29 protein-coding genes are annotated in these 26428 nt (G+C 36.8%); 8 read left to right on the top strand and 21 right to left on the bottom strand.

Annotation, left to right across the window (positions count from 1 at the left end; translation table 11 throughout):
• Nucleotide 1: 1 nt before the first annotated feature.
• The 11 genes from KO524_RS04345 to hutH all read right to left on the bottom strand — a co-directional run bounded on the left by KO524_RS04345 (nt 2) and on the right by hutH (nt 9363).
• Entirely contained in the window at nt 2–997 is a 996-nt protein-coding gene (locus KO524_RS04345; RefSeq protein ID WP_219290799.1) for a BtrH N-terminal domain-containing protein, read from the bottom strand.
• Complete coding sequence (locus KO524_RS04340; RefSeq protein WP_219290796.1) at nt 997–1401, bottom strand: hypothetical protein; 405 nt, start codon at nt 1399–1401, stop codon at nt 997–999. Before KO524_RS04340 ends, KO524_RS04345 begins: the two co-directional genes overlap by 1 nt.
• An 85-nt stretch (nt 1402–1486) precedes the next feature.
• Nucleotides 1487–1957 carry an ABC transporter permease gene (locus tag KO524_RS04335; protein WP_255555133.1) on the bottom strand — a complete coding sequence of 157 codons (471 nt, stop codon included), beginning with the start codon at nt 1955–1957 and terminating at the stop codon, nt 1487–1489.
• A gap of 1 nt (nt 1958) precedes the next feature.
• Nucleotides 1959–2393: a hypothetical protein gene (locus KO524_RS04330; protein WP_219290794.1), complete on the bottom strand. Its 435-nt coding sequence runs from the start codon at nt 2391–2393 to the stop codon at nt 1959–1961.
• A 2-nt stretch (nt 2394–2395) separates the two neighbouring features.
• On the bottom strand, nt 2396–3529 hold the full coding sequence (locus KO524_RS04325) for a beta-ketoacyl-ACP synthase III (RefSeq protein ID WP_219290792.1): 1134 nt from the start codon (nt 3527–3529) through the stop codon (nt 2396–2398).
• A 6-nt stretch (nt 3530–3535) separates the two neighbouring features.
• Nucleotides 3536–4444 carry a flavodoxin gene (locus tag KO524_RS04320; protein ID WP_219290789.1) on the bottom strand — a complete coding sequence of 303 codons (909 nt, stop codon included), beginning with the start codon at nt 4442–4444 and terminating at the stop codon, nt 3536–3538.
• 10 nt (nt 4445–4454) lie between these two features.
• Entirely contained in the window at nt 4455–5333 is an 879-nt protein-coding gene (locus KO524_RS04315; protein ID WP_219290786.1) for a lipid A biosynthesis acyltransferase, read from the bottom strand.
• Between the two features lie 10 nt (nt 5334–5343).
• Complete coding sequence (locus tag KO524_RS04310) at nt 5344–5595, bottom strand: acyl carrier protein (RefSeq protein WP_219290783.1); 252 nt, start codon at nt 5593–5595, stop codon at nt 5344–5346.
• Between the two features lie 7 nt (nt 5596–5602).
• Entirely contained in the window at nt 5603–6823 is a 1221-nt protein-coding gene (locus tag KO524_RS04305) for a beta-ketoacyl synthase (RefSeq protein ID WP_219290780.1), read from the bottom strand.
• 5 nt (nt 6824–6828) lie between these two features.
• Complete coding sequence (gene fabG, locus KO524_RS04300; protein ID WP_219290778.1) at nt 6829–7560, bottom strand: 3-oxoacyl-ACP reductase FabG; 732 nt, start codon at nt 7558–7560, stop codon at nt 6829–6831.
• A gap of 282 nt (nt 7561–7842) precedes the next feature.
• Complete coding sequence (hutH, locus tag KO524_RS04295; protein ID WP_219290775.1) at nt 7843–9363, bottom strand: histidine ammonia-lyase; 1521 nt, start codon at nt 9361–9363, stop codon at nt 7843–7845.
• 141 nt (nt 9364–9504) lie between these two features.
• Between hutH and KO524_RS04290 the strand changes: the two genes are divergently transcribed.
• A complete protein-coding gene (locus tag KO524_RS04290) occupies nt 9505–10755 on the top strand; it encodes an NAD(P)/FAD-dependent oxidoreductase (RefSeq protein ID WP_219290773.1) in 1251 nt (416 codons plus the stop codon).
• A gap of 108 nt (nt 10756–10863) precedes the next feature.
• Here KO524_RS04290 and KO524_RS04285 read toward each other — a convergent pair whose 3' ends face one another.
• The 3 genes from KO524_RS04285 to KO524_RS04275 form a co-directional block, all read right to left on the bottom strand.
• Nucleotides 10864–11892 (bottom strand): asparaginase, encoded by a 1029-nt coding sequence (locus KO524_RS04285; protein ID WP_219290770.1) that lies wholly within the window; start codon nt 11890–11892, stop codon nt 10864–10866.
• Complete coding sequence (locus KO524_RS04280) at nt 11885–13018, bottom strand: 1-acyl-sn-glycerol-3-phosphate acyltransferase (protein WP_219290769.1); 1134 nt, start codon at nt 13016–13018, stop codon at nt 11885–11887. Before KO524_RS04280 ends, KO524_RS04285 begins: the two co-directional genes overlap by 8 nt.
• A 68-nt stretch (nt 13019–13086) precedes the next feature.
• On the bottom strand, nt 13087–13854 hold the full coding sequence (locus KO524_RS04275) for a TatD family hydrolase (RefSeq protein WP_219291191.1): 768 nt from the start codon (nt 13852–13854) through the stop codon (nt 13087–13089).
• An 86-nt stretch (nt 13855–13940) separates the two neighbouring features.
• Between KO524_RS04275 and KO524_RS04270 the strand changes: the two genes are divergently transcribed.
• On the top strand, nt 13941–14378 hold the full coding sequence (locus KO524_RS04270) for a retropepsin-like aspartic protease (protein WP_219290766.1): 438 nt from the start codon (nt 13941–13943) through the stop codon (nt 14376–14378).
• A 3-nt stretch (nt 14379–14381) separates the two neighbouring features.
• Here the strand turns inward: KO524_RS04270 and KO524_RS04265 are convergent, their stop codons facing one another.
• Nucleotides 14382–14948: a DUF3109 family protein gene (locus KO524_RS04265; RefSeq protein ID WP_219290762.1), complete on the bottom strand. Its 567-nt coding sequence runs from the start codon at nt 14946–14948 to the stop codon at nt 14382–14384.
• A 267-nt stretch (nt 14949–15215) separates the two neighbouring features.
• On the opposite strand from KO524_RS04265, the gene KO524_RS04260 reads away from it, so the two are divergent.
• The 3 genes from KO524_RS04260 to KO524_RS04250 are packed head-to-tail and all read left to right on the top strand — an operon-like array spanning nt 15216 to nt 16639.
• Complete coding sequence (locus tag KO524_RS04260) at nt 15216–15791, top strand: MarC family protein (protein ID WP_219290760.1); 576 nt, start codon at nt 15216–15218, stop codon at nt 15789–15791.
• Between the two features lie 45 nt (nt 15792–15836).
• Nucleotides 15837–16031 carry a hypothetical protein gene (locus tag KO524_RS04255; RefSeq protein WP_219290757.1) on the top strand — a complete coding sequence of 65 codons (195 nt, stop codon included), beginning with the start codon at nt 15837–15839 and terminating at the stop codon, nt 16029–16031.
• A gap of 2 nt (nt 16032–16033) precedes the next feature.
• A complete protein-coding gene (locus tag KO524_RS04250; RefSeq protein ID WP_219290754.1) occupies nt 16034–16639 on the top strand; it encodes an FAD-dependent oxidoreductase in 606 nt (201 codons plus the stop codon).
• Between the two features lie 39 nt (nt 16640–16678).
• Here KO524_RS04250 and KO524_RS04245 read toward each other — a convergent pair whose 3' ends face one another.
• The 3 genes from KO524_RS04245 to KO524_RS04235 form a co-directional block, all read right to left on the bottom strand.
• Nucleotides 16679–18244: a S41 family peptidase gene (locus KO524_RS04245; protein WP_219290751.1), complete on the bottom strand. Its 1566-nt coding sequence runs from the start codon at nt 18242–18244 to the stop codon at nt 16679–16681.
• A 5-nt stretch (nt 18245–18249) separates the two neighbouring features.
• On the bottom strand, nt 18250–18690 hold the full coding sequence (locus tag KO524_RS04240; protein ID WP_219290748.1) for a dCMP deaminase family protein: 441 nt from the start codon (nt 18688–18690) through the stop codon (nt 18250–18252).
• Nucleotides 18691–18807: 117 nt separating this feature from the next.
• Nucleotides 18808–19398: a hypothetical protein gene (locus tag KO524_RS04235; protein ID WP_219290745.1), complete on the bottom strand. Its 591-nt coding sequence runs from the start codon at nt 19396–19398 to the stop codon at nt 18808–18810.
• Between the two features lie 96 nt (nt 19399–19494).
• Between KO524_RS04235 and KO524_RS04230 the strand changes: the two genes are divergently transcribed.
• Nucleotides 19495–19923 carry a TerB family tellurite resistance protein gene (locus KO524_RS04230; RefSeq protein WP_219290742.1) on the top strand — a complete coding sequence of 143 codons (429 nt, stop codon included), beginning with the start codon at nt 19495–19497 and terminating at the stop codon, nt 19921–19923.
• A gap of 62 nt (nt 19924–19985) precedes the next feature.
• Here the strand turns inward: KO524_RS04230 and fbp are convergent, their stop codons facing one another.
• Nucleotides 19986–20996: a class 1 fructose-bisphosphatase gene (gene fbp, locus KO524_RS04225; protein WP_219290740.1), complete on the bottom strand. Its 1011-nt coding sequence runs from the start codon at nt 20994–20996 to the stop codon at nt 19986–19988.
• A 93-nt stretch (nt 20997–21089) separates the two neighbouring features.
• Between fbp and KO524_RS04220 the strand changes: the two genes are divergently transcribed.
• Both KO524_RS04220 and KO524_RS04215 read left to right on the top strand, forming a co-directional pair.
• A complete protein-coding gene (locus KO524_RS04220; protein WP_219290737.1) occupies nt 21090–21563 on the top strand; it encodes a GNAT family N-acetyltransferase in 474 nt (157 codons plus the stop codon).
• Nucleotides 21564–22817, top strand: a complete 1254-nt coding sequence (locus tag KO524_RS04215) for an aspartate kinase (RefSeq protein ID WP_219290734.1) — start codon at nt 21564–21566, stop codon at nt 22815–22817.
• A 662-nt stretch (nt 22818–23479) separates the two neighbouring features.
• Here KO524_RS04215 and KO524_RS04210 read toward each other — a convergent pair.
• Both KO524_RS04210 and KO524_RS04205 read right to left on the bottom strand, forming a co-directional pair.
• Nucleotides 23480–24589: a hypothetical protein gene (locus KO524_RS04210; RefSeq protein ID WP_219290731.1), complete on the bottom strand. Its 1110-nt coding sequence runs from the start codon at nt 24587–24589 to the stop codon at nt 23480–23482.
• Between the two features lie 466 nt (nt 24590–25055).
• A complete protein-coding gene (locus KO524_RS04205) occupies nt 25056–26114 on the bottom strand; it encodes a T9SS type A sorting domain-containing protein (protein WP_219290728.1) in 1059 nt (352 codons plus the stop codon).
• Nucleotides 26115–26428 lie beyond the last annotated feature (314 nt).

Here is a 26428-nt window from a genome sequence, read left to right as displayed (position 1 = left end):
CTTATACAGCTTTTTTTAATTTTTTAAAAAATTGTTCTTCCAAATCGGCCAAGTCCAACAACAAATCCGACAGCACTTTATATACGTCGTCCTGATTGCTTCGCTTTTTATAAACACGCGCCGCTTCTACCGCGAAATCACGCCATAAATCACCTATACGGGTCATTTCTATAGATAAGTCGTTTAGGGTAGGGTTGTTTAATTTTACTGATGCTTCTTGTAAAAAAGCGGCATAAATAAATCGAAATCCGCCACCTCCAGTACCTATTTCTTCTTGCATACGCACCATTTGTGCCAAATAATGGTTTGCTTTTCTTACACCGTGTTTTTTAGGCCATTTAAGTATGCTTTTGGCTACCATACGCATACCGCGCACGCCTATAATCGGCACTGGGGCCAACATATCATTACAGGTTTTCTTTATTGCCTTTTTTATAGCCCCTTCCCAATCGATTTGTTCAGGTATAAAAGTTGGATAATAAATCTGCCCTTTGGGTGCAAAAGCTCCTTTAGCAAAACGAACGCGCTCCAAATCTCTCTCGGTCAATCGAGTTACCTGCTCCATAACCGGATCGCTGACTAAGAATTCTTGTCCTTCTTTGCCATAAACCACTAAATTATGCGCATTAAAATGAAACTTATATTCATCTGGAAAATACGTCAAATGATAAACACCTACTTGCAATCCAGAAGGAATATCGTTTTCTAAATTTTGTTCCAATACCAATTGCGCTTTGCTTTTGTCATAAAACTTGATTCTTTTGACTTTTATTTTTAAACGCTTTGCAACACGATTAAAAATAAGTCCTGGCAATGGCCTATAGCTAACAGCCGGAGCATGATTAACCTTTATAAAGGGCAAATACACAAAAAACAAGCCCGATCCCAAACCAAATACCATCGACTCACTAATCTCAATTCCTTTGTTTCTCAACAAATTAGAAGCCACTCCATTTTCACAATGTGCAGACTGATGATGCGTAAATTCTAGTTGCATTAATCTCCTTTATAATTTTTTAACTCCTCCACATTTATGTCGAATATATCGGCATAACGCTGCAGTGTTCTCTGATTCAATTTTTTAAAAACGGAAGGCTTTGCATGCCTTTTAATCCGCCAAACCCACCTATTCATATAGGCTCCCAAGGTACTCCAATCCATTCTATGCAATTCCATAAAATAAACAATCGGACTAACAAGCCCGTCTTTGACATCCAATTTTGATTGTTCAATACGCTCCTGTAATAACTTTAGGGTTTCGTGCTGTACGATACTTTTTGGTTCCCACCCACTACTTAATTCTGTGGTATACTTCCCCTGATCATCTACCGCATAACAAAGTTCTTTTACTTGAACCTTATCCAAACTGCTTTTATCTTGAGGTACTTCAGATTTTTTCATATCGCACTATTTTATATATTCAACCTCTTTTACAAGGAATTATCTCTACGGATACGGTTGCAAAAAGCCCGCTTACTTTAATGTACTACGACTGTGTTTTTTGCAATAATAAATTAATCTCGGCATCTAATATCTTTTCATCTCCCTTAAAGGTTTCCACCATCATGGTACACATGCAATAGGCTGCTGTGTCAAATTTAGAAGCCAAAACCGCTTTGGTTTCTATACTGTCTCCAACTTTAGGAAGGCCATAAACCTTTAGATTTTTTATGGAGCTGATAAAACCCAATACATGAGCATCTTCAATTTCTTGATGATTTTCGTCAAAGAAATAAGATTGTCCAACGATAGCCGAACACGTTTGAGCCGCATTTTCAATTAATCCAACTTCTTGAAAAACATCGTTTTCCAAAAAAACTGTATCACTTACAATATCAAAACTGGTTTTCACCTGTTCGTTTGTTATTTCTGAAATAATATCAACCATCAACATCGGTTTACAATGCGGTAAATATTTTTTAATTTCGATTTTCTTGTCGTTTCTTAAAATATCCATACTACTGCGCTATAACGGTTTTCATCTGACCTTTTGCAATACTAACACCTGCTATAAAGGTTTCTACTTCTACCAGTGTAACGCCCATAAATTCTTGTAGAATATGTGCTTTACTTATCATTTGCTCTGAAACCTGTGGAAGGCGAGAAATGACGATTTCCTTTATCGATCCGATATATCCCACTGGTGCCGCGACTCCTTTACAAAAAAAATCGTATCCCGTGTGCAAAGCAACGGTTTGCGCCATATGTTCTATAACTCCAGCTTCTTGCAAATAGCCTTCTTGAACAAGTATCTGATTTTTCATTACGGTTAATCCTGCTTCAATATCACTCACACCAAAAGACAACAAACAATCGACCATTACAATAGGCGCTCGTTGCGGAATGAGTTGTTCGATTTGTTTAGCATTTATTATAGGTAATTTTATATCCATAGTTAACACACTATTAAATACGCATAAGCATATGAAAAACGACCACTTTCCGGTACGGAAAGTAAAATTCGATCTCCTTTTTTTAGATTTCCAGAATTCATCAATTCTTCCAACATCAAATAAATAGAAGCAGCTCCGACATTTCCAACCTTATGCAGGTTCATAAACCATTTGTCTTTGCTTATTTCTAAACCGGCATCTGCAAATTTTTGATACAAGCCTTCTACAAAATAATGAGACGATACATGCGGTAAGAAATAATCGATGTCGGCTGGACTAATTTGATGTTTTTGCAAAGCATCAGTCATGCTTTCTACTCCCTTTATCAAGATGTTGTCGTTAAGTACTTTGACGTCTTGTTTTAGTGCAAAAACAGATTGCGTTAACCACTCGTCTGCATCGTAATTACTCCAAGGTTTTATACTTCCATCTTCCAATTTATCTCCTCCAGCATACATACAAGCTTCTAATTGATGGGCATAAGAATACGATTCCATCCATTCAATACGTAAGGAAATTGGACCTCTAGCACGATTTTCCAATAGAAAAGCCGCAGCTCCATCCGATAACATCCATCGTAAAAAATCTTTTTTAAAGGCAATAATGGGTTGCTCTTCCAATTCTTTGAGGTTTTCGATTTCCTTGCTAAATCGATCGGCCAACATCCAGCTGGAAACGCGCTCAGATCCCGTACACACAGCATTTATAGAAGACCCGGATTTCACTGCTAGATAGCCGTATTTTAAAGCATTCATACCCGAACAACATACTCCTGACGAAGAATTTAGCTCTAAAGAACGGTTTTTCAATAAACCGTGAACCATTGCGGCATGAGAGGGCAATAGATGATCGGGCGTAGAGGTTCCACACGACAGTACTTCCATATCCGATTCCGTAAAATCAATATCAAACAATTGTTGAACAGCCAAAAAGGTAAGTTCTGCATTAGTATGTGTAAATTCACCTTGTTCGCTTATAGCATAGTATCGTGTTTTGATGCCGTTGTTACGCAAAACAATTCTCCTTGCCTTTGACTCTCTATCGTTTATTTTCCCTAAACGATCTTCCATTTCATCATTAGAAACCGGATTATTTGGCAAAAATTTCGTAATTTTATTAATATATACTGTTGACATAATTCCCTATTGTATTCCTTTATAATATTGTTGTTCCCTTTTTATCTTCGCATAGAAGAGCGGATATAAAATCAAATGAATCAAATGCACTATTGGTGAAATAAACCAAATCGCAAAAAATAAATAATAATTAAAAACTTTTAACCATCTTTTCCTCGATTTCGAATTTCTAGAGAGAATCCATTTGGACCACAAAGTAAACATTTTATTGGCTTTCTTATCCATAGAAACTAAAAAATGACGTACCTCAACCGCCTTATTCTGAATCAATTCCTCCTGCATCCCGTGAAAACTAGGGCTTTTTAGGTATTTTAAAATAATCGTCCCAAAACGGTCACTATCACTTATTTCACTTTCAGAAACACCCGGAAGTGGCAGTATACCACCGAGGCGTTTTTTTACACCAGTAAACATCCAATCGACTAAAGTAATCACGCTAATCAAATTGATAGCCCGATCAACTAAAGCAATGTTACCCACTAAATGAGCCTCATTTTGCCGTATTAATACCTTGATTTTCTCTTGGGCCATGATCCACATATTTCGACTACCACTTACCGTTATTACGGGCGTGTCTTTTAAAATATCTTTTGCATACAGGCTTTTTAAAAAGGAGTTAATCGGAATTGACGGTGTTAAGTACCATACCTGATAACCCAAAATGATTAAATCATATTTTTGTGTCAGAATGGAAGCTGCTGGGGCTTCAATTTCGGAAGGAATTTGTTGAAAAGATTCCGGAAATGTATCGAAAAAAGCCTCTTTCTCCCAAGGAAAGTCAAATTCATTTTTCATTTTAATCTCCAGAAAATCCACATGAACTTGATCATCTGAACGCAATGGGCTCGTCAATCGTTCAACAATGGACTTCAATTGTCCAGATTGTGTAAAATAAACAACCAGTACTTTTTTCATGCTATTATATTTAACCCTTAACGTTCCAAAAATCGAAATAATTGAACCATTGCAAAGGGTATTTCTTCAAAATGCTCTCAACACTTTGACAATATTCTTTTAGAAGACCCTGAGCATCGCGATGCTTTACCTTTGCTTGTCTAGCATATAAATGATAGTGCAGACTTGGCTCTTTCATTACATAAACAAACACCACCGGTACTTGCATTCGAGAAGCTATAAGAAATGGTCCCGAAGGAAATAGTGCCTTAGCTCCAAGTAATTCTTCCGTTAAAACTTTTGACCCTTCAAAATATCGGTCGCCGGTAAAACATATTAATTCATTGTTATTTAAAGCATTGTTTATTTCGAAAACATGTGATAAATCTTCTTTTACTATAATAAACTTAATTGAAGAACGCCGTGTAACGCTTTGCAAATAAGTTTTAATATGACTGTGTTCCTGATCTGTTGTCACTAAATTTATAGGGCTATCAAATTCTAAATCGGCTAAAAAAAACTCGGCAATTTCAAAATTGCCCACATGTGCACTAATTAAAATTCCGCCTTTTTTTTGGGCGATAACCGCTCTTAAAAGATCAATTCCATCGAACTCATAAGTAAATTTATTTCGCAAACCCGCTGAAATAGCCGTTTTATCAATTATGGTTTTTCCGAAGGTAAAATAGCTTTTATACATAGCCCAAACGCTTTTTACCTTACTGTATTTCAATCGCTTATTCAGATAATACCACAGACTCCGATTACTCTTACCAGAAAATATCAAATAATAAAACGCCACAAAAACCAAAACGGCATAAGCCGCTCTAATTCCCAATTTCTTTATACAAAACACAAATATTTTGTAGCCTAAAAGAGTCCCTTTAGACTTACCGTCCCATTGACTCATCTTTATAGTATTAGTTTCTCAATAACAACTTGTTTTCAATCAAAGCGTAAAAATCTTCGAAGGTTACTATACTTACGAAATCAGCTTCTACTAGTTTTACACCAAAATTAGCTTCTATAATCACCACCAAATCCACATAATCCAAACTATCCAATTGCAAGGTAGCTTTTAAATTATTTTCAGGAGAAATTATAGCGGAATCCACTTCAAACTCATCAACTAAAATGGCATTTATTTTCTCTAAAACATCCATGTTCTTCATTATTATTCTATATTTTTCTTATCACCAAGGCGGAATTAGTTCCTCCAAATCCAAAAGAATTGGACAAATATAGGTCAAATTCCTTATTTAACGTTTCTCTAACTATATTTAGTCGTGCAGAATCTTCATCAGGCGTCTCAAAATTGATATTCGGCGCAATAAAATCATTTTGCATCATCAAATTAGAATAAATGATCTCACTAGCACCAGCCATCCAACATTCATGTCCTGTCATCGACTTCGTAGAACTCACATAAGGATTCGATTCCCCAAAAACCTCAAAAATTGCCTTAGCTTCATTGGCATCTCCTATAGGAGTAGAAGTTGCATGCGCATTGATATACGCAATGTCACTAGGTAAAACACCCGCTTGCTCAATGGCTTTTTTCATCGCTATTGCTGGTCCTTCTACATTCGGACTTGATATATGTCCGCCATTAGATGAAAAACCATACCCTATAATCTCTGCAACTATAGGTGCTCCTCTTCGAATAGCTGAACTGTAACTCTCTACTATCAAGGTAGCACCACCACCACTAGGAACCAATCCATCTCTATGGGCATCAAAAGGTTTAGAAGCTTTCGTCGGATTTTGCTCATTCGGAGAGAAAACACCCAAACCATCAAAATTGGCCATGCCGTATTTGTTGATTTCCTGTGCACCTCCACAAATAATCATATCTTGCAATCCGGCTCTTATCAAGGTAAAGGCCAATCCCAATGAATGAGAACCACTAGCACAGGCAGCACTGATGGTCATGTTGACCCCCTTAAGCCTAAAAACCGTCGATAAGTTCATAGTAACCGTTGAGTTCATCGATTTGAAAATCGCACCAGATCCGATCAGCGAGGTATCTTTTTTTTCTCTAACAATATCTGTGGATTCAATTATGGATTGAGAAACACTATCGTTTCCATATAGTATTCCAACTTCGTGTTCATCTATAAATTCTTGAGTAACACCTGCATTTTCCAAGGCTTCCAAAGTTGCTAAATATGCAAACTCCGTTTCCTGTCCAATACTTAGTCGCTGTCTTCTAGTCAAAAGTTTTTTTAAATCAGGGCTTGGAACCATACCCGTTAAAGCCGATTTAAATCCATATTCTTTGCGCTCTTGATCAAAAACAATACCCGATTTACCCTCATATAAAGATTGCTTCACCTCTTCTAAAGAGGTTCCCAAACAGGAATAAATCCCCATACCTGTAATCACTACTCTCTCATTCATATCCATTACGAGTATATTCCTCCATTTATATTGATGACCTCTCCCGTTATATAACCCGCTTTATCTGAGGCTAAAAAAGCCACCAATTCCGCAACTTCTTCTGCTTCACCGAATCTATTTACAGGCACCATTTTAATCAATTCACTTTCATCGAGTGCTGCAGTCATCTCCGTTCTAATAAATCCAGGAGCAACGGCATTAACCGTTATATTTCGTTTAGCAACTTCTTGTGCTAAAGCTTTTGTTGCCGCAATTACCGCGCCTTTTGCCGCAGAATAATTCGTTTGTCCAGCCGTTCCCTTTAATCCAGAAATCGAAACCATATTGATAATTCTACCGTAACGATTTCTCAGCAATTTCTGAATAAAAAAATTGGTTACATTAAAAAAACCGTTTAAACTCGTATCAATCACTTGTTTCCAATCAGCAGGAGTCATCCACATAAAAAGGCCGTCTTTGGTAATCCCTGCATTGTTAACAATTACTTCGACTATAGCCTTCGGATTGGCATCTACCCACGTTGTTAATACACGGGTAACCATGTCAAAGTCGGCCACATCAAATGCGATTAACTCTCCTGTCCCCCCTAAAGCAATCACTTCATTTAAAGTGTCTTGAGCCGCTTGTTGATTGGATTGATAATTAATCAATATATGATATTTATTGTCTTGTGCAAATCGTAAACAGATCGCTTTTCCTATTCCTCTAGACCCTCCTGTTATTAAAGCACATTTCATCTTCTTTTTTCCCTTTTTCTATTATTGTTTCCCTAAAACCTTACAATTCATTTTATTAAATATCTCACAAACTTAACTGGAGAAAGTTTTCGCATTTATTCGACTTAACTTTTACTAAATTTACAAAATCCGTGCCAATATACCCCAATAATTTAGATTAAAAATAACAATTAGCTGCTTTTACAAATAATCCAACACCATCTTACCCTTGCAAACCTAAATTTCACACTAAATCAAAAACCACTAAAGAAATCTCATAAAAACAGCACGTTTAAATTGATTTTAGGAGTCCATCAAATAGTTCTTAACCTTTTGAATATAAGGATACAAAACCTGATCATCTGAAAATACGGGTAAAATATTTCTCACTTCCTTATACCAGGCTTTAGTTTCATCTGAAACCTTATCACTATATCCTAAAGCATCTATAGCTTGAGCTAGGGTAATCAATTCAATAGCCATCACTTCAAAGGCATTTTCAATAACCTTAGAGCAAAGCACTGCCGCATTGGTTCCCATGCTTACAATATCCTGATTATCGTTATTATTCGGAATGCTGTGGATATACATAGAGGTCGACAAAGCCTGATTTTCTGCCGTAGTAGAAGTCGCGGTAAATTGTGCACCTTGCATACCAAAGTTAAAACCCAATTTTCCCAAATTGACAAATGGCGGTAACAATTCATTGATTTTTGAATTCAACAAATAGTTCAATTGCCGTTCGGATAACATCGTTAATTTGGTAATGACCAATTTCAATTTATCCATTTCTAGGGCGATATAATCGCCGTGAAAATTTCCTCCGTGATAAACCTGTTTCGTTTTTACATCAATGATAGGATTATCATTGGCAGAATTGATTTCTTGCTCGAGTATATTCCCCACTTGATCAATCGTATCGGAAATGGGTCCTAATATTTGCGGAACACAACGAATGGAATAATATTCTTGCACTTTATCTTTAAAAATCTTTTCTTGATTTTTACCGGTATATAAGTGTTCTTCTCTCTTTTTAATCAATTGACTACTACTTAAATAATCACGCATTTTTCCGGCAATTTCCCTTTGTCCGTGATGCAATTTAGAATTATTTAATTCGTAGGAATAATGATCGTCGTATGTACTAACCAATTCATTTATGGCACAGGAAATCTTTACAGACCAATTCAATAGTTTTTGAGATTGTGCCCAATTTACGATGCCAATTCCCGTCATTACCGAAGTACCGTTCATCAAAGACAAACCTTCGCGGATTTTTATCTCTATAGGCTTGAGCCCTTCTATTTCAAAAACCTCTTTAGTGGCTCTTCTTTCGCCTTTATAAAACACTTCACCTTCTCCTATTAAAACTAGCGCCAAATGAGCCAGCTGTACTAAATCGCCGCTAGCACCAACACCTCCATGAGCAAATATTAACGGAGTTATGTTTTTATTAATCAAAGCTTTCATCAAGCTGTGCACCGTGTTATTAATACCCGAATACCCCAAAGACAAACTATTTAATCGAGCTAAAATGGCGGCTTTTACATGTATTGGAGATAAAGGTTGTCCAATACCTGAGGCATGACTGCGGATCAGATTGTATTGCAATTTAATGCAATCTTCTTCTTCAATTCGATATTGTGCCATGGGGCCGAAACCTGTATTGACACCGTAAATGATTTTGTTTGTAGAAAATTCTTTTAAAAACTCAAAGCTCTCTTCAATACGATTCCAAACGTTATCAGCCAGACAAAACTCTTCATTATTAAAAATAATGTTGGTAAAATCTTTAAGATTTAAATATTCGTTTAAAGTATTCATCTATGTATTATTTATAACGATTATATTTCTCTTAAATTTATTGTTCTTTTTAAAAATTGATTCGTTAATATCAATAAATTTGACACAATAAAAAGATATGCAAATTTAATATTTTTTAACAACCATCCTAATCATAATGATATGACTACAGAAAATGTTGAAATTTTAATCATAGGAGCAGGCCCTTCAGGAAGCGTTGCTGCGGGATATTTACACCAAAAAGGAATAAAAGTTAAAGTTGTAGAAAAAACTAAATTCCCTAGAATTGTTGTTGGTGAAAGTCTAATTCCCCGAGTGATGGATCATTTTGAAGAGGCTGGATTACTTCCTGCTCTAAACAAGGAAAATTTCGAAAAAAAATGGGGCGCTCGTTTTATAAGAGGAGAGGAGATTTGTATTTTTGATTTTAGCAATAAATTCTCAGAGGGATGGGATTGGACCTGGCAAGTTCCCAGAGCCGACTTCGATTTGGCCGTAGCCAATGAAATCATCAATATGGGTATTGACTTAGAATTTGAGTCGGAAGTTACTGCCGTTGAGTTTGAAGGCACCACATCTACAACCACCATAGTAGATAAAAACGGCGAAACCAAAAAAGTAAAAGCGCAGTTTTTAATAGACGCTAGTGGTTATGGTCGCGTTTTGCCTAGATTGTTAAATCTTGACCAACCTTCAAGACTAAATCCACATTCCGCGATTTTTACTCATATTAAGGACATCAACCGTCCAGAGGGTAGCGAAGGAACTTTAATCTCCTTTGACATTTTAGAAACCCAGGTATGGCTTTGGGTTATTCCCTTTTCAAATGGCAATACCAGTGTTGGCATTGTCGGTCCAACACCTTTTATAGAAGGCTTATCAGCAAACCACAACCCTGCTGAAGCTTTAAAAAATGCCATAGCATTATCGGATTACTATGTTAAACGCTTCGGTGAACTTCCCTTTATCTTTGAACCTATAAAACTATCTAATTATTCGATTGCCGTTAAACAAATGTATGGCGAAGGCTACGCATTGACCGGAAACAGTTCTGAATTTTTAGACCCAGTTTTCTCTTCTGGTGTATGTTTTGCTACAGAATCGGGCATGTTGTCTGCCAAATTAGCACTACGTCAATTAGCTGGGGAAAAGGTCGATTGGGAAGTGGAATATTCAGACTATATGAAAGAGGGTATAGCCGTTTTCACCACCTATATACAGGAATGGTACACGGGGAATTTACAAGAGCTGTTTTATCATCAGCCCGAAAATCCAGATGTAAAAAGTAAAATTTGTGCTGTACTAGCAGGATATGTTTGGGATAAAAAAAATCCGTTTGTTTTAAAACACGATAAGGTGATTAAAAATATGGCGCACTTAATAAAATTAGAAAAGGAAAGTCAAAGCAAATAAACACTGAAAGATAAAGAACTGCAAATTGAATTTTGTGGTTCTTTTTTTTTCATATTCCAAAAAACTCACAAATAGTGTGGTTTAGATCCTAGAACATCCTAGTGATTCTTAGGTCATTTCCCCACAGATAGACTGCTCGAAAAGATCTTTAAATTCATTAGAAGGCACTTGCTGTCCCAATAAATACATCAATTTAGTTATGGCTGCTTCGGTAGTAATATCTTTCCCTGAAATCACTCCGATTTCTTTCATCTCCGTACTGGTTTCATATTGACCCATATTAACACTGCCGCCGGAGCACTGCGTAACATTAACCACTTTTAAGCCTTGATCCATCGCCTTTTTTAAACAGGCTAAAAACCATTTTTCCGTAGGTGCATTACCAGAACCGTAGGTTTCTAAAACCAATCCCTTTAAGGATGCGATGTTTAAAATCGATTCAAATATCTCTTGATTGATCCCCGGAAACAATTTTAGAATCATTACCCGAGTATCCATATTCTTATAAACCCGGCATTTTTCTTCAGGACGATGCTTTAGCAAAAGCGACTCATTAATCTTAAAATGTACTCCAGATTCAGCTAAATGCAGTTCATTCGGCGAAGTAAAAGCATTAAACAATTCGGCACTCACTTTGGTTGTTCGATTGCCTCTATACAATTTGTATTCAAAATACAAACACACTTCTTGAATAAGCGGTACTGAATTTTTTTGAAAAGTGGCTACTTGAATGGCTGTAATCAAGTTTTCTTTGGCATCTGTTCTCAAATCACCAATCGGCAACTGAGAGCCTGTGAAAATTACAGGTTTTTGGAGATTCTGCAACATAAAGCTCAAAGCCGATGCGGAATACGACATGGTATCTGAGCCGTGAAGAATCACAAAACCGTCATAGGTATCGTAATTACTCTCTATAATATTGACCATACTAACCCAATGTTCTGGATGCATATCCGATGAATCAATGGGGGTTTCAAAAGAATAGGTAGCAATAGTACAATCTAATAAATTTAGTTCGGGTATGCGCTCTAACAACTGATCGAAGTTAAATGCTTTTAAGGCACCAGTGGAAAAGTCTTTGACCATCCCAATAGTTCCCCCTGTATAAATCAATAGTATGGCCGGTTTTTTAGACATCCGTAAATTTCAATTTGTTAACCACAGGGTTGGCATACATGGCCAAAAACCCATCTACTATAACTTTATTTTCCTTGTCAACACGCAATTCCAAACGACGTTCAAAAAGCTGTTTTTCCTTTACAGTATATCGAGATGCAAAACGGTCGGTATTAAACATAATATCGTAGGCTATAAAATTGGTTGGCCACAATTTATAGGTTCGCAAAATCGCTTCGTCTATGATTTGTGCAACCGCCTGAATTTGCTTGTTGTTATTACACGAATGGCTTTTTACTTCTTCCAATTCCCTATCGAGCACATCACATACATGCATATGTATACGTTTTTTCTGCCCAATTACTCCACTTAGCAAATTGACAAAATCTTCGTTTTTTTCTTTAATATATATTTCATCTTTTGATTTTGCCAATAGCTGCGGCATTTTTAGCGCATCTGTCGGATCGTATTCATAAGATATAGAAACAGGAACAATTCTAATTTTTTTAAAGAAATCCATGAGTTCCGCTTCATCCGAAGCCATTCCCAACATTTTCAACACCCCTTGATGTGTAGAGTCATTCCCGTCCTTAGTACGCCCTTCGCGTTGTGCGATCCAGACCGAACGATTTTCCTCACGCAATAAATAATAAATATATTCCGACATCAATTTGGAACTCTCCAAGAGTTCTCTCGGAGGTAATCCTCGTTTTACCAAAAAATTTCTATTGAGTTTGGAAAGTGCTAATAAAAAAGATTTTTGCACCAAGTTATCTCCAACGGCAGAAGAAGTCATGATTAAACCATGATCTTTTAAGGCTACATTGAGCAACGAAGTATCCAAGATGATATCTCTATGATTAGAAATAAACAAGTAAGGAGTATCTTTATCTAATTTATCGAAACCCGAAGTGGTAAGACCTTCCGAGCTTTTTTCCAAAACCTTTCTGACAGAATAATATATAAACTGTTCTTGAAAATCCTGAATAGTGTGAACGTCTTTAAGACGTTCCATCCATTCGGATTCTGGAGTATCTGGAAAAGTAAATCCCATCAACGCTTTCATCATTGGGTGATTGGCAATGCTTTTGAACACTGCATTCACCTCAAAATCATGATAGTGACGAATTGAATCAAACTTTAACATTATAGTGTTTATGTTTTAATAATTGGCAAAAGAACGCAATTTCTAGACAATTCCTGCGCAAATCTTTGTTAAATACCAAAGACAGCTAGTGAATTGGCTGTTGTAATTTTTGCAACTTCCTCTATAGAAACCTTATATATGTCGGCTAATTTTTGAGCGACATGAACGATATAGGCACTTTCATTTCGTTTTCCCCGAAAAGGAACCGGTGCAAGATACGGAGAATCCGTTTCTAGTACTATATGTTCCATCGAAATTTTATCGAGAAATTGATCAATTTTTCCGTTTTTAAAGGTTACGACCCCTCCAATTCCCAATTTCATCTGTAGATCAATTGCCTGTAAGGCTTGTTGTTCCGTTCCCGAAAAACAATGAAAGATTCCTCTTAAATCGGTAGCTCTCTCCCGTTCCAGAACCTCAAACACCTCATCAAATGCCTCTCTACAATGAATATTTATCGGCAAACGGTATTTTTTAGCCAATTGAATTTGATACTGAAAGGCCTCTTGTTGAATTCCTAAGGTGCTCTTATCCCAATATAAATCAATTCCAATTTCGCCTACAGCGACAAAAGGACGTCGAGCCAATTCGGCAGCAACAAAATCGAGTTCTTCTTTAAAATTTTCCTTTACACTAGTTGGATGTAGCCCCATCATAAGATGGATAGATTGGGGGTGTGCCGCCTCTAAATCATACATCGCCTGAGTATAATTCGAATCAATAGCCGGTATAAAAAACCGAGAAACACCTTGTTCCACAGCATTTTTAATAACTTGATCACGATCTAAATCAAAAGAATCGGAATATAAATGGGTATGGGTATCAGTTAAAATCATCAATGGAGATTTATTTTTATCAAATTTGGCACTTAGAATTGACTGCAAAATTACCGCATTTAAAGTTTTTAAACTATTTTTGAATCATGGAAAACCTTCAAGAACTCTTATTAAAAAATGGATATCGAAAAATAGCGTTTACTGTTTCTAAAACCCAACACCTTTTTTTGAAAGCAAAAATCAACGGAATTTCCGGTGATTTTATATTAGACACTGGTGCCTCGAACAGCTGTATAGACTTTAGTCATATCGAACACTTTAATATCGAGGCTTCCGATTCCAACACCAAGGCTTCCGGAGCAGGTGCCAACGGTATGTTAACTCAGGTTTCGTATCAAAACAAACTTCAAATGGGTCGTTGGAAAAATCCAAAAACCGACTTGATTTTGCTCGATTTATCTCATGTCAACATCGCTTTAAAACAATACAAAGCAAAAACCGTTCACGGTATTATTGGCGCAGACGTATTGCTCCGTGGTGAAGCATTAATCGATTATAAAAACAAATATTTGTTTCTAAAATAAGCCTTATCGCTTGTATTCTTCTGCTACTTGTTCCAATTCGGTGTACCAAGCGGCACCAAATTTACGAACCAAAGCTTCTTTGACAAATTTATAGACTGGAACTTCGAGTTCTTTACCCAAAGAACAAGCATCGTCACAAATACTCCATTTATGGTAATTAACCGCCGAGAAATCCGAAAACTCCCGTACTCGAATTGGGTATAAATGACAGGAAACCGGTTTTTTCCATTTGATTAAACCCTCATTATAGGCTTGCTCAATACCACAAAGAGCGGTATCCTCATCAAAAATAACATACGCACACTCGGCTCCATTGACCAATGGGGTCTCAAACCCTCCGTCTTCACCAATAACTGAAGTGCCTTGCGCCTCTATAGCCGCAATACCTTCAGCACGCAAAAACGGCTTTACCGTAGCGTAAATATCTTGCATAATCTTTGTCTCCTCCTCTTCTAAAGGTGCTCCAGCAGTACCATCCACACAGCATTCGCCCTTGCATGCCGATAAATTGCACACAAACTCCCTCTCAAACAATTCTTCTGATACAATTGTCTTTCCTAATTGAAACATATGATTCTAAATTTAAATGCCCGCAAAAATACAAACTTTATTTGGTGTTTATTTCCATTACCAAAACAAAGCACAATATAAACCACTATTTTAGACTCAGTCTAGTGAATATGAACCTGAAAACTCAACTAGAACACAGCATAAAACCGACGACCATTCGACAAATATTGGATTAAAACTACAAATCACAACATACGAATCTCGATTTACGAATAAAATTCCTTACTTTGTCCATTATATTCAATGCTAATCCTACAATTATACCCTATGGAAATCGACCTTAAAGAAATTATCACTACCGGAATGATTTTATTTGCAGTGATTGACATTCTGGGTGCCATTCCCATCATTGTAGAATTGCGTAGCCGAGTTGGTCATATCCATTCCGAAAAAGCCACCATAGTTGCAGCAGTAATTATGATTGCCTTTTTATTTATAGGTAATGAAATTTTGAATTTAATCGGTATCGATGTCAATTCCTTTGCAGTTGCTGGAGCATTTGTTTTGTTTTTCTTAGCCTTAGAAATGATATTGGGCATCCGCTTGTATAAGGATGAAGCCCCGAGCACGGCCTCTATAGTACCCTTAGCTTTTCCATTGATTGCAGGAGCTGGTGTATTGACCACTTTACTTTCTTTAAAATCTCAGTATCAGAACATCAATATTATTTTTGGAATTATACTCAATATGATTTTTGTGTATATCGTACTTAAGATGTCCGGAAAAATAGAAAAAATATTAGGCGTAACCGGTTTAAGCGTCATTCGAAAGGTTTTTGGAATCGTTTTATTAGCGATTGCTGTTAAATTATTTGCAAGTAATGTTAAAGGCTTAATCAACTAATTTATTTTTAGTACTTTTCAGGATTATATAAATCAAATTCCAACAATGAAAATTTTTAGTTATATCGCACTGTTTTTTGTAGCTGCTTTACTGGTTGTCAATATCATATCATTAGATTTCAACAATCTATTCGAAGGAAGCAGCCTTATTGCACTAATCGGAATCGTCGCTTTATTATGCGCGGTTTGCGTGGTACTGATTTTTAGAACCTCCAAATTAATCGACGAAAAAACCAAATAATCATGTATGATGCTTTGATTATTGGTGGTGGCGTTGCCGGAGTTTCTTGTGCCCAAATTTTAGGGTCTGCACAAGCAAAACCCTTTATGGCCAACAAAAAAATTGCATTAATTGCACACCAGAAAGCATCCATGCTTCAGGATGCCGTTTTTTACAATGCCTACGGTATACCCGCGGGAAAACTCGGATCCGAGTTGCTCGAAGAGTCCAAAGAATTGCTACGAAAACACTACCCACAAATTGAGCTGATCGAAAACGAAAAAGTAAATTCGGTGATTTCTCAAGGTGATTTCTTTGTCGTTCACACCAACAAAAACACTTACGAAGCCAAAATCGTTGTCGTTGCCGTTAATTCTAGTAATCATTTTCAAATTGAAGGATTGATGAATTTCGTTGAACCTCATCGCAAGTCAATACCACACAAAAATCGGATTCAACTTCAAAACCACGATCAACTTGTAACTAATAATCTATATGTAGCGGGAACTTTGGCTGGTCATCGCAGTCAACTCTCCATCGCAGCAGGTAGCGGAGCAGCTGTTGCAACGGATATACTTACGCTGTGGAATAACGGTATTGAAACTCACAGCCACGACAGCATACGTTAGTCGAAACCCAAATTCCCAGCAGAACCAAAGATTGTTTTTTTAGTTCTTAATCACTTTAATCATCGGATCTTCTTTTAGAATCCACTGATAATATTCTTGTTCACCAAACAACTGATGAACAAATTCCCCGATTAAGAAAAACTCAATCAAAGCTTTGCGTTTGTCTAGATTAAAATTAAGACCACTTTCGTTTAGGTGCTTTTTAAATTTTTTATAAATCAACTCCTTATCTTTGACCTTAGCCGCCAGTTGCGTTAAGTTATAACCTTCATACGCCAAACGGTCGTCGTCGATTTGTTCAAACACAAAATAACTCACTAAACCGGATTTCATCAACAACAGTACCGCATCATCTCCGTGTTTTAAATCCAAAGGCACAAATAAATCGGGAACTATACCTCCACCACCGTAAACAATACGCCCGTTTTTGGTTTTAAATTGTAAACTATCGGCAATTTTAATACTGTCTGCGGCATACAGCTCCCCGCTTTCATACCTGGTAATAAAATCGTTATTGTATTCTTCGAATCCGTGGTTATACGCTTTTTGAATGGAACGCCCGGATGGTGTATAATAACGCGCAGTGGTCAATCGGACAGCTGACCCATCACCTAATAAAAGTTCGCGTTGTACCAAGCCCTTCCCAAAAGAACGTCGCCCCACTATGGTACCACGGTCATTGTCCTGAATGGCTCCTGCTACAATTTCACTGGCCGAGGCACTGTTTTCGTTGATTAAAACAAACAAATCCCCTTGTTCATAAATTCCCTTTGAAGTAGCCTTAGACACCACTTCATTACCTTTTTTATTAATGGTTTTCACGATGACTTGTTTGGCGGGTAGAAATTCATCGACAATTTTAATCGCCTGATCCATATACCCTCCACCGTTTTCTCTTAAATCCACAACCAATCCAGAAATATTGGCCTCTTTTAAGGCTTTCAACTCCTCCATAAATTCGTTATAAGTCGATTCGGAAAAGCGATTGATTTTGATATACCCCATTCCATCGTCTAACTTTAGCCCGACGTCCACACTCTTTATAGGCACCAACGAACGCACTAAAGCAACATTTAAGGTTTGCTTCTTTTTCTTTCTATAAATTTTTAGCTGCACTTTCGAATCTTCTTCTCCCCTTAGGATAGAAACCAGACTGTCGTTGGACAATTTTTTACCAAAGAGTTTTTGACCGTCTGCATATAATATACGATCACCGGGCAACAAACCCGCCTTTTCCGATGGACCTCCTGCAACAGCTTTAATAACCGCTAAACTGTCTTTAAAAACATAGTAATTAATTCCTATCCCAACAAACCCACCACGCATGGATTCTGAAATTGATTGCATTTCACTGCGCGCGATATAGACCGAATGCGGATCCAATTGCTCCAATATAGATGTAACCGTCATATCGATAATGGAGTCCGTATCGACATCATCCACGTATTCCTGTTCTATAAAGTCAATAAGCTTATTTAACTTAACCTTATTCGAATTCGTGCTTAGGCTAGTGGTTTGAAAAGTTGACGAAACCACAAATCCTCCTAGAAGAATCCCTAACGACAAAGCGATAGAAACAATCAGTGGCCAAAATATCTTCTTCATATAAATTAGTTATCTAGGTCGGGTAAGTGCACCACTTCTACACCTGCTTTTACCAAAAAAGAAATCCCTTCTGTATCCTTATAATCGTTTTGGTACACCACTCTTTTGATTCCCGATTGATGAATCAATTTGCTGCAATCCCGACATGGAGACATCGTGATATACAGCGTAGCATCTTGACAACTTTGAGTCGAACGCGCTACTTTTAAAATAGCATTGGCTTCGGCATGCAACACATACCATTTGGTAGCCCCTGCTTCATCTTCACAACAGTTTTCAAATCCAGACGGCGTTCCGTTATAACCATCTGAAATAATCATTCGATCTCTTACGATAATGGCGCCCACTTGTTTGCGTGTACAATACGACAATTGCCCCCATTCGCGAGCAATTCGCAAATAAGCTTTATCGTATTTAGCCATTTTCGCTTTAGCTGTTTTTTCCATCTTTAGCTCTTTCAAAATGTTCCTTCATTCTACTGGGTAAATCCGTGAACCCGACATCTTTAGAAAGTGCAAAAGTACACAATCCTTTGACTACTTATTCAAGAAAAAAGCAGTATTCTAAATTATTTTTATCCACTCCGAAATCAGCACTCCTATCGACATGGACGATACAATTAAACCCCATTCTTTTTGAGTAAAGCGCAAGATGGTTTGCAAGGCGTAAGCAGCTAAAAAATAAATCATTCCCACCAGAATCAAACCTCCTAGATACCCCAAAGAATACCCAAAAAGTGCTATAAATTCATACGAGGATTTTGCCACTAAGGGCCTCCAAATATTTTCGTGCAGTATACTGGCGATAAAACCAAACACAAAAGCGATTACGTAATAAATCGTATCCCCTTTGTTTTTTAATTTTTTCCCACTGCAAATCAATCGATAAAAACAGAATAGAAACAACAGCCCTAACATAGTCCAATACGCTCCTCTAAAGGCCGTAGCACTTATGGCAACTACTTCAAAAAAATTAATGGTAGCATTAAACAAGAACCCCAAAGCAATCATTGCAAGAAGACTAAGCACACGCATCCAGTCTTTAAATACATACGGCAATAAAAGAACTACCGTAAAAATTACAACCATCAAATTGCTTTTTAAAAGAAACTGCTCGAACCCACGAGCCATATAAAAAACTATATCAAGCATCATTTATTAAATTAATTAACTCAAATTTACAACTATTATTACTAAATTGAGCCATTAAAGTATCACTTTTAAAAACGAAATAACTAAAAACAACAAACTATGTCATATTCAGATTTATTTGATAGCGGCTTTAAAGACCGAAATAAAGGCCATTTTGCCTCCATTGTACGTGTAGCTCTTTCTGATGGTCCCATCAGTGAAGAGGAAAAAAAGTTTTTAGATGAATTGGCCATTAGACTGGACATTTCAGATGAAGAATACGAACTGATTTTGGAAGACCCAACTAAGTTTCCCGTAAACCCCCCTTATCTACAAATCAATCGCTTAGAGCGTCTATACGATTTGGCGCGAATGGTTTATGTAAACCATGTATTAGGTCCCAAACAAAAGCAGGTTTTGAAAAAATTTGCTGTTGCCTTAGGATTTACCGGTAATGTCAACGAGATTGTTGACAAAGCCCTATCGCTATTAGTTCTCAATGTTGATAGTGAAACCTTTATTTATGAAATGCAAAATATGGGTAGATAAAAAAACAGGCTGGAAAAAATTTTCCAGCCTGTTTTTTTATCCAGTACAATACCGCTTGGGGATTATTTGTTATTCAGCATAAAAGCTTCTGCTTTCTCAACCATATTTTTACTTCCACAAAAGAACGGCACTCTTTGGTGCAGTTCCGTAGGATCAATTTCCATAATTCTATTAAAACCATCTGAGGCTTTACCACCGGCTTGTTCTACGATAAACGCTATCGGATTACATTCGTATAACAAACGCAATTTTCCCTTAGGAGCTCGAGAACTCGTTGGATAAATATAAACGCCTCCTTTTAAAATATTTCTGTGTATGTCCGCTACCAAACTTCCAATATATCGAGAGGTATACGGTCGCGTTCCCTCTTCTTGTTGGCAATACTTAAGATAATCCTTTACACCTTGAGGAAAATGAATATAATTCCCTTCATTAATAGAATAGATTTGTCCGTCCTCTGCCACTTTCATATCGGGATGTGACAAATAAAAAGTTCCTATGGCTGGATTTAGAGTAAACCCGTTTACACCATGTCCGGTCGTATACACCAACATGGTTGACGAACCATAAATCACATAACCTGCTGCTACTTGATTTTCACCTTTTTGTAAAAAATCGTCAATAGTCACTGGGGTTCCTATTGGAGTTACCCTTCTGTAAATTGAAAAAATAGTTCCGACAGAAACGTTTACATCAATATTTGAAGAACCGTCTAAAGGATCCATCAAAACCACATATTTATTATCATTACCTCCATCACGACCATTAATCGCAATAAAGTCATCGTTTTCTTCCGAACCAATTCCACAAACAATTTCACGATTCATCAAGGTTTGAATAAACACTTCATTAGCATATACGTCAAGCTTTTGCTGCTGTTCTCCTTGGATATTTTCTTTGCCAAATGAACCCGTAATATCTACCAATCCGGCTTGATTCACCTTGTGACTTACTATTTTTGCAGCCAAACGAATAGAATTTATCAAACGAGATAACTCTCCTGAAGAATACTGAAAATCTTCTTGTTTACCGATGATGAACTCTCCTAAAGTTTGTGTTCTTTCTACTAACATGAAATATTGATTGTTTAGTTGTGTAATTTGCTTACAAATATCGTTAATTTTGTGAATTGAACAGCTTATAAAAATCATTATAATTTATTTCAAATGAATATCAGACCTGCCTTAGAGACCGATTTACCTGTAATCATTGACTTGATTCGCGAATTGGCTCATTTTGAAAAGGAACCGGATGCGGTGGAAGTGACTCTAGAAGAGCTACGTCGAGACGGTTTTGGAGACGCACCCCAATTTTCTATTATCGTTGCCGAAGTAGAAAACGAAATTTTAGGAATGGCGTTTTACTATTTTAGATATTCTACTTGGAAAGGAAAAACGATCCATCTAGAAGATTTAATCGTACGAGAAAAATCCAGGGGTACTGGAGCAGGCACGGCGCTCTATGCAGCGGTTATCAAACGGGGAGCCGAGGAAGGCGTACGCCGTATTGAATGGGCCGTTTTAGATTGGAATGAACCCGCCATTGCGTTTTACGAGAAATCAGGCGCTCTAATACTAAGAGATTGGCATTTGGTTCAAATGGACCAACAAGGAATTAAAAACTTTATCGATCGTTTATAAATGAAAATTTACAAATTCGGAGGCGCCTCGATTCGAGATGCAGTCAATGTTAGAAATGTGGGACAGGTTTTGCAAGCCGTAGGATATACCGACTGTTTAATTGTGGTATCCGCCATGGGCAAAACCACCAATGCCTTAGAAGCTGTAGTTGCGCGTTATTTTAGTGCCGATTCCAATATTGAGGAGGCCCTAGAAACAGTAAAGGACTATCACTTTCAAATAGCTTACGACCTATTTCCCAATTCCAAGCCCGGTTTATTCACAGAACTGCATCAGTTGTTTGAAAAATTAGCAAACTTTTTAAGTGTAAACAAATCGCCCAATTACAATTTCGTCTACGATCAGATTGTGAGTTATGGCGAATTACTTGCTACGGTAATTTTACATCATTATCTTGAGAGTTGTGGCATGCCCAACGTTTGGACCGATGCCCGTAACTTGATTAAAACCGACACTACTTATCGCGATGCTCAAGTAAACTGGGAACTGACCCAAGCGCAGATAGGCTCGGAAATTCGCGCTAATGCACTGCATATTACACAGGGATTTATAGGTTCTGACGACAACGGATTTTCTACGACCTTAGGCCGAGAAGGTTCCGATTATAGCGCTGCCATTTTTGCCTATGCTTTAAATGCCGAAAGTGTAACCATATGGAAAGACGTTCCGGGCGTACTCAATGCGGACCCTCGCTATTTTAAAGAGACCACCTTATTGGAACACATATCCTATCAAGAAGCTATAGAATTGGCTTTTTATGGCGCTTCTGTCATTCATCCTAAAACCCTACAACCCTTACAACAAAAGGAAATTCCTTTGTTTGTAAAGTCCTTTATAAATCCGTTATTAGAAGGCACAAAGGTTTCCAAAGGCGTTGCTCTAAAACCACAAATACCTTGTTATATCGTTAAAAAAAATCAATTATTAATCTCGCTTTCGGCTTTGGATTTTTCCTTTATCATGGAAGAAAACATCAGTGAAATTTTTAAGCTTTTACACCAATACAATATCAAAGTCAATGTAATTCAAAATTCCGCCATCAGCTTTACGGTCTGTGTTGAAGACAAATTCAATCACTTTGAGGCCATGAGAACGGTGTTGTCCAAACAGTTTAAAGTGAGTTATAATGAAGCCGTATCACTCTATACGATTCGGCATTTCGAAAGTCAGTCCGCAGATTTGGTTTTACAAGACAAAACTTTATTGCTAAAACAGGTCAATCGGGAAACCATACAAATGGTTATTAAAGAATAGAGAACGAGATACACCTAAAAGCGAAACCCCTTATGTTGACAGACACAAGGGGTTTCTAAAAACAGGCTTATAAAACAGGTAACAGGTATTAAATTTCTATTTTTTCGTAAATTTCATATTTTACGACCTCCGGTTTTCAGATAAAACACACTGATATCCACTGTGCCGAATCTATGAAAAATTCTTCTTTTTAAACAACCAGATGATTTTAATCTGATTTTCACTATGCTTTTTATTACAGCAAAAGGTTTTATCTAAAAAAAATAAATTTTGTTCAAAATGCTTCATTTCGCTATTGTAAAAGTAGCTGGAATTAACAACAAACAGTTTGTATTGTTTAATATTTAGTTTGTACACAGCATTTAAAACAACCTAACAATAAGCAAGTTATAGTTTAAAAATCTTTTTTTGTTTGTACAAACTCCATAGTTGCATTGTATGTAGTCTTCAAGACCGTCATTTTTTACATATCCATCCCAACTATAGCTTTTTAGCTTTACACTTGTTGTTCTTTCAGATATGAATCAAAAAGGTATCGACCTTAAAAGCAAAGAACCTTCCATCTACTTAAGCATGCTTTCTCAAATATCTTTTAACTGAGTTGTAAGTATACATAAGGTGCCTCTATAGCTTTCCCTTAACCCTTAAATCCGGCAATCCGTTTATTGATTGTCGAAAAAATCTCTATTAACCGCCAAGATATTATTTTGACCGTGCGAACTGTAAACACCGTATTTTCGAATTGTAATCCATTTTCTATCCGAATCTTTACCAATCCATTGTGGAATAGTACGCTTTACCTTAACGCTTCTCTTTCTTGCATACTTAAATTCCTTAACATTAAATTCTTGCCCACAATGTACTGAGACCGTACCCATAGCGCCAAATTGACGCCCATTAATCCCCGCACTAATCGGCGAAACAGCTGCCTTCCAGCTTCCTCGTTTTTTTACATAGCCTTTAGTTTTAGACTTAATTTTACTATCCCATAGTCCGGTTTCTCTTCTTAGTTTGGCAATTTGCTTGACTCTTGTATTTCGACCTCCAGTATGATAACTAATATTGGTCACTTTACTTTTGCATTCGCCATTGCGCGATTCAATACTTTGAATCAGTTTGACTGACGGGTTACTATAGTTAATTCTACCATTACGAACACCGATAATCGCCTCTACATCCCAGTTATGGACTTCAATCCAACTTCCTTCATCGTCTAGAAGTTTATAATAAATCAATCCTTCTGCCTCATTATCGATGACAACTTCCGCACTTGTACTTAACAGCGCTCGCTCGGCATTGTCTTCGATAAAATGATTGTCAGGATCAGAGCTAGCATCCCATTCCTCATCACCTAAACCTTCCAGCCATTGCTCTTCCAATCTCTCGATAGCATTACGGAGCGAACTGAAGCCTAAATCACGTTCAAACTCCAACAAAACATTGTCCTCATCAAAACCTACTGCTCGAGCTCGTTCCTCGTATTCTTCCATACTAATATTCTCAGGTAAACGGTAGTTGAATTCCCGATAAATCTCATCACTCCTTCTATCTAAGTATTCGATAGTTTCATGATACTTTTCCCAACTCGGAAAAACCAACATTTGCGTGCCGTCGATTTCGATTAAACCGACATTCTCGACTAAATTACTTTGCTTTTTAATCATCGATTCGGAATCGCGATTGTCCAACGGGTAGCTTTTGTCTTCGAAATCATTCTGACATGCCATTAAAGACAACAGAATTAACAAGGCTGCATAAACATTTCTTTTCATAATAATAATGTATTTGAGTGAGTAGTAAAAATAAAAACAACTCGCTCAAAACAAGTGTATTACAAACAATCACAGTTTGTAACAGACAATCATAACACATTTAAAAACAACATGTTATATTTATTTAAATAAAATTTATTTGTCATACGACTTTTGAACTTTATACATATCGTTTTAAAAATGCGTACTTCTGCTTTCTAAATAAAAAATAAAAAAAACACTTTCTGTTTTCTTATTGCTCTTACCCAATTGCTGAGTGCAACACTATAAATACTATAACGAATAACATTGCAATATCTCTTGATGACACACCACCTTTAAAGATAAAATCTAGACTTATAACGAAGCGCTCTGTCTTCTAAAGGTGTTTTTTCCTGATTGCGTCTTAGTAATTAGCGGTTCTAAAAAAGCAAAACCCTTTGTATACTATACACAAAGGGTTTGAATGACAGCGTTAATTTTTATTTTACTTTTTTACAAATTTTGTCGGTTTAAAACCGTCCACTTTCACGTAATACGCTCCTAAACTTAAAGCGCTAACATCGATGGGTTGTTCCTTGTTTAAGAAACCCGATTGCACGCTTTGCCCAGCCATATTAATTATCTTGTATGCCAAATTTTGGCTTATTTCACTATTGAAAGTGATAATCAAGAAATCAGAAGTAGGATTCGGATACAACTGTATTTTTGATTCCAATTCCATAAAGTCAGCCACACCGAGAGTTCCTCCAAATCTGTAAACTCTCCCTGCTGCAGGATAAGAACGCAATCCAGTAGTTTCAAATTCTAAATCCGAAATCAAAATAGGATTACTTTCCATACCTTCCAACAATTCCATTTTTACAGCTTCCATCTCCTCGCCTTCTACAATGTATTGCCCTACACCAGTTGTAAAAACAGCCTCGGCTGGCTCTTCTGGATTCTCTTCGTCAGCAAAAAACAGATTAAAATTGGTAATGCTATTCGAGCCAAACCTAACTTCAATACTTTTATGCTGCTCGAAGAACCATATTTGATAATTGACACGCATCAAATTCGTTTGCGAAGTAACTACTTCGTTTAAACTGGCTGCATTGTTAACTTCTATTTTTAAAATTCGCTCACCAGCGGCTCCCTCTACTTGATACTTTAATGGAGATTGAGTGACTATTTCAATGTCATCATCGTCATCATCGTCATCGTCATCGTCATCGTCATCGTCTTCACCTACTGGAAACCCTGCATCTACCAAGTTTGTTGCATGAGCTGTAAATAAGTAGATTTTATTATTAACACGCTTTGATGTGGCTTTTAAGCTTCCTCCAACCAATACCAAATTCCTAACCTCATCGTCAAACAAATAGATTGGAAAAGCTAAGGGAATTTCATACTCATCATCTAGCCAGGCCAAGTTATTTAAAACTGTTGCTCCATTACCCAAAGGTATATAGTCCGCGGAATTGTGTGAAAATTGATAATGGGTTTGCTGCGCCTGAACGTTTAGCATACTTAAAAAAAACAGGACAAGAAGTAATTTTGTTTTCATATTAGATTGGTTATTTATACATAATTTATTTAGTACTAATTATCCCCGTAAAAATACCCTAAACCAAATACAAACGGTTTGTATTGCTTTATATTTCCTTTGCACATTGTCAAACAAAAATTACTGATAATCAGGAGATTGCAAAATAAAAAATGAGATTTATTTATACAAAGCACAGCAATACTTTGTAATCTTTTATTTCATATCTATTTATCACAACAATTCCAATGGTCTATACTTATACAAACGAACCATGTGCATTTGTAAAGGTTGTTGCGTTACGGGATAAGTGTTTTTAATTGAAAAACACACGG

Source organism: Flavobacterium sp. NKUCC04_CG (assembly GCF_019345525.1).
Classification (GTDB): Bacteria; Bacteroidota; Bacteroidia; order Flavobacteriales; family Flavobacteriaceae; genus Flavobacterium.
This window is presented reverse-complemented; position numbering and strand designations above follow the sequence as displayed.